The 4669-nt window shown below is 70.6% G+C and carries 5 protein-coding genes; all 5 read right to left on the bottom strand.

Features of this window, described 5'->3' with window-relative positions; translation table 11 throughout:
• The coding region (locus I5E_RS01720; protein ID WP_022905475.1) for a cytosine permease at positions 1 to 556 on the bottom strand (556 nt) is incomplete at its 3' end.
• A gap of 35 nt (positions 557 to 591) precedes the next feature.
• Positions 592 to 1926, bottom strand: coding sequence for a M50 family metallopeptidase (locus I5E_RS01715; protein WP_022905474.1), 1335 nt, complete (start codon positions 1924 to 1926; stop codon positions 592 to 594).
• Positions 1927 to 2054: 128 nt separating this feature from the next.
• The gene (gene dxr / locus I5E_RS01710) at positions 2055 to 3185 is read right to left on the bottom strand and encodes a 1-deoxy-D-xylulose-5-phosphate reductoisomerase (RefSeq protein WP_022905473.1); all 1131 of its coding nucleotides are present in this window, start codon (positions 3183 to 3185) and stop codon (positions 2055 to 2057) included.
• Positions 3186 to 3187: 2 nt separating this feature from the next.
• Positions 3188 to 4159 carry an FKBP-type peptidyl-prolyl cis-trans isomerase gene (locus I5E_RS01705; RefSeq protein WP_022905472.1) on the bottom strand — a complete coding sequence of 324 codons (972 nt, stop codon included), beginning with the start codon at positions 4157 to 4159 and terminating at the stop codon, positions 3188 to 3190.
• Positions 4160 to 4165: 6 nt separating this feature from the next.
• A complete protein-coding gene (locus I5E_RS27270; RefSeq protein ID WP_441294318.1) occupies positions 4166 to 4435 on the bottom strand; it encodes an OsmC family protein in 270 nt (89 codons plus the stop codon).
• Between the last annotated feature and the right edge of the window lie 234 nt (positions 4436 to 4669).

Raw genomic sequence — 4669 nt, 5'->3', positions numbered from 1 at the left:
CGACGTAGACGACGGTGAGCACCGCGGTGATGACCGTGATCCACGTCTGCAGGCGCATGATCACGTCGAACCCGGCGATGCCCGCACCGACGACGAGCGCGGCGACGACCACGAGCGCGACGAGCTTCGTCAGGACGCCGCCGTCCCACCCGAGCTCGCGGAACACCGTCGAGGTCGCGAGGACCGCCGCGGACGCCAGCGCGGTCTCCCACCCGACGGTGAGGATCCAGCTGAGGAACGCGGGCAGGCGGTTCCCGCGCACGCCGAACGCGGCACGACCGAGCACCATCGTCGGCGCCGAGCCCCGCTTGCCGGCGATCGCCACGATCCCGCACAGCAGGAACGAGAACGCGACCCCGATGACCGAGACGATCGTGGCCTGCCAGAACGAGATGCCGAACCCGAGGACGAACGAGCCGTAGGACAGGCCGAGCACCGAGATGTTCGCGGCGAACCACGGCCAGAAGAGGTCGCTCGGACGTCCCTTCCGGTCGGACTCGGCGATGACGTCGGTGCCCTGCCGCTCGACCGTGCGGACTTCCGGAGCTGTGCTCATGTGCGAAAGCGTAGTGCGCGGTCGAGACCCCGTCGCTACCCGAACAGGTTCACGGGCCGGACGATGTCGGCGTAGATGAGCAGTGCGCTCATGCCGGCGAGCAGCACCACGACGACCATCGTCAGCGGCATCGTCTTCGCCAGGTCGATCGGCCCCGGGTCCGCCTTGCCGACGAGCTTGAACGAACGGCGCTTCACGGCCTCCCACAGGGCGCCGGCGATGTGGCCACCGTCGAGCGGCAGCAGCGGCACCATGTTCAGGACGAACAGGCCGATGTTGAGCGACGCCAGCAGGCCGAGGATCGTGTACGCCTTGTCAACCACCGGGACACCCGACATCGACGAGACCTCGCCGATCGCACGGCCGACGCCGACGACCGACACGGGGCTGTCCTGCGAGCGGGCCTGCGAGCCGAACGCCGCGTTCCACACCGCGACGAGACGCTGCGGCAGGTCGATGATGAGGTGCGCCGACGCCGAGATCTGCGCCCCGGTGGCCGGCAGCACGGCCGCGGGCGACTGCCGGACGAGCGACTGGCCGATGCTGACTCCGACGACGCCGACCTGCTGCGTCTTCGTGCTGCCGTCGGCGTTCTTCGCGACCGTGCCGTCCGCGGTGTAGACGTCCCGCGTGGCGGTCGTCGGCGTGATGTGCAGCGTCTTCTCGGCGCCGTCGCGGGACACCACGACGGTGACGTCCTCGCCGGCGGACTCCTGGAAGACCTTCGAGACCTCGGCGATCGTCGGGTCCTGCTTCCCGTCGACCGAGAGCACGACGTCGCCGGAGCGGATGCCGGCCTGCTTCGCCGGCGAGACGGCGTCACCCGAGGTGCACGTCGTCGCCTGGCTCGTCGGCAGCACGCAGTCGACGCTCGACGTGAACGTGGTCGTCGGGGCGCCGAAGCCGCACAGCAGCACGCCGAACAGCACGATGCCGATCACGAGGTTCATCGCGGGGCCGGCGACCATCACGATGATCCGCTTCCACGGGGTCAGTCGGTAGAACGCACGGGAGTCGTCGCCGCCGGAGTCCGCGATCTGCTCCGCGCTCGCCTGCCGGGCGTCCTGCACGAATGCGCCGTACATGCCCGTGTTCGTGATCGCGCTCGGCCGGCCGGACGCGCGGGGCTTCAGCATGCCGACCATCGAGATGTAGCCGCCGAGCAGGATCGGTCGGATGCCGTACTCGGTCTCGCCGCGCCGGAACGACCAGATCGCCTTGCCGAAGCCCAACGAGTACTGCGTCACCTTGACGTTGAACAGCTTCGCGAAGGCCAGGTGGCCCAGCTCGTGGAGTCCGATCGAGACCAGCAGGCCGATGATGAAGACGACCACGCCGAGGACGAAGAGCAGGACGGTTTCGACGGTCACCGGGAAAGGGTACGGGACGGTTGCCATGACCGAGCCGAGCGCACCCTGAGAGGTGCACCGCGCCTCCTGGACCGTTCCGTCCGTCTGCTCCCGCAGCCGCAGGGACGTGACTGGAGGCGCGACCCGCGTCAGCGGGACAGCATGCGGTCGGCCGCGGTGCGCGCCCAGCGCTCCGCTGCCAGCACACCTTCGAGGGACGACTCCCCCGCCGTGTGCTCGTCGACCACGCGCTCGACCGTGTCGACGATGTCGAGGAACGCGATCGCACCCGCGTGGAAGGCGGCGACGGCCTGCTCGTTCGCCGCGTTGAACACGGCGGGGAAGGTCCCGCCGAGCTGCCCGACGCGCTTCGCGAGCGCCACTGCACCGAACGCCTCGGTGTCGAGGGGCTCGAACGTCCAGGTGCTCGCGGTCGTCCAGTCGAGCGGCACGCCGACTCCGGGGACGCGGTCCGGCCACGCGAGCCCGAGGGCGATCGGCAGGCGCATGTCGGGCGGCGACGCCTGCGCGATCGTCGACCCGTCGACGAACTCGACCATCGAGTGCACGATCGACTGCGCGTGCACCGTCACGTCGATGCGGTCGTAGGGGACACCGAAGAGCAGGTGGGCCTCGATGACCTCGAGCCCCTTGTTCACGAGCGTCGCGGAGTTGGTCGTGACGACCAGGCCCATGTCCCACGTCGGGTGGGCCAGCGCCTCGGCCGGGGTGACGTCTGTGAGCTCGGCGCGCGATCGACCGCGGAACGGACCCCCGCTCGCGGTGAGGACGAGTCGACGGACCTCGTCCGCGGTGCCGGACCGGAGCGCCTGGGCGATGGCGGAGTGCTCGCTGTCGACCGGCACGATCTGCCCGGGGGCCGCGGTGGCCTGCACGAGCGGACCGCCGACGATGAGGCTCTCCTTGTTCGCCAGGGCGAGCGTCGCGCCGGACTCGAGCGCGGCCAGGGTGGGGCCGAGCCCGACCGAGCCGGTGATGCCGTTGAGGACGACGTCCGCCTGGACGCTGCGGACCAGGCGTTCGGCGTCCTCGGCCCCGAAGGCCGTGTCGCGGACGCCGAAGCGCTCCGCCTGCTCGGCGACGAGGGTGCGGTTGCTCCCCGCTGTGAGGCCGACGACCTCGAAGCGGTCCGGGTTGCGCGCGACGACGTCGAGCGCCTGGGTGCCGATGGAACCGGTGCTGCCGAGGACGACGATGCGGCGCTTCGCCGGGCCGGCTCCGTCCGGGACGTGCGGCGTCGGCACCACCGTCTCGCCCACGCTCAGCCCTTGGCGAGGATGTCGACGACGAAGACGAGCGTCGCGTTCTTCGGGATGCCCGAGCCCTCCTGCGGGTTCGCGCCGTAGCCGTCCTCCGGCGTGACGACGATGAGGACCTGCGAGCCGACCTTCTGGCCGACGAGCCCCGTGACGAAGCCCTTGATGAGCGACCCCTCGGAGATGGTGAAGGTCGTCGGGGCACCCTTCGACCACGAGGAGTCGAACTCCTTGCCGGTGTCGTAGACGACGCCCTTGTACTGCACGAGCGCGGTGTCACCGTCGGCGATCGTGGCGCCGCTGCCCTGCTTGACGACCTCGACCGTGGTCTTGGACGGTGCCTTCACGCCCGACGGGATCGTGATCTCCGGCTCACCGTCGGACTTGTCCGTCACGGTCGGCAGCGCCGGGTCCTGCTTCTGGGCGGTGCCGTTCGCCTTCGTCGGGGTCTGCGCGACGATGTCGGCGACGACGACGATCTCGCCGCCGGTGTTGAAGCCGAGCGCCGACGACTGGCCGACCGCCGCGACGCGGTCGCCGACCTTGGAGCACGCGAGCAGGGCGCCGAACCCGGAACCGCCCACCGACAGGACCTGCGGGTTGCCCTGGTCGAACCCGACCGTGCCGAGCTTCTTCGCGTCGGACGCCTGGTACACGCTGTACGAGACCTGCGCGTAGTCACCGTCGTCGAGCGCCGCGCCCTTGCCGCGCACGACCGTGCTGGCCTGGGGGGTCTTCGCCGTCAGTCCGCCCGTGAACTTCACCGTCGGAGCCGTGGTGCCACCGAAGGCACCGGTCACGGTGATCGCCTTCGACGCCGAGCCCGGGTCGGGGCACGACGTGATGGCGGCTGCCTTCGCGCTGGAGGACGCGCTCGGGGTGGCGGTCGAACCGCTCGACCCGGAGCCGGAGCACGCGGCGAGCCCCAGCACGACGGCGGGGACGAGGGCGATCGGGAGGAGACGCAGACGCTTCACGAGGCCCTAGTCTGCCCCACGGATCTCGGTGCGCGGGACGTGGTGCACAGGAAAGGCCACCGAGCGAGCGATGAAGCAGAGGGCGTTGGCCCTCGCGTGCGCAGCCTCGGCGTCGGCGACGCGGTCCGCCTCGAGGATCGTGACGACCGGGTGCAGCGTCGCCTCGGTGAGTTCGCCGGACCCGTCGCGGTTGAGGTTCAGGCTCGCCGTCGCACGGTCCTCGTAGGCGACGACCGTGAAGCCCTCGGTCACGGCGACGTGCAGGTAGCTCAGCATGTGGCACTGCGCGAGCGCGGCGAGGACGAGCTCCTCGGGGTTCCAGCGGTCGCGGTCACCGCGGAACGTCGGATCGGCGGACCCCTGCACGACGTGCTTCCCCGCCGCCCGGACGTCGTGGTCGCGGCCGTAGTCGCGGTAGCCGCTCGTCCCGGTGCCGGNTCGCCGGTCCACTGGACGGAGACCCTCGTAGAGTGGTCGGACACGGTGTGCTCCTCGGTGATCAGTACGATT

Origin of the sequence: Curtobacterium sp. B18 (assembly GCF_000333375.1) — a bacterium.
GTDB lineage: Bacteria > Actinomycetota > Actinomycetes > Actinomycetales > Microbacteriaceae > Curtobacterium.
This window is presented reverse-complemented; position numbering and strand designations above follow the sequence as displayed.

Bases quoted from the DNA above. Each gene is read 5' to 3' on its own strand.
- I5E_RS27270 (WP_441294318.1), bottom strand. From the start codon at position 4,435: ATGCTGAGCTACCTGCACGTCGCCGTGACCGAGGGCTTCACGGTCGTC.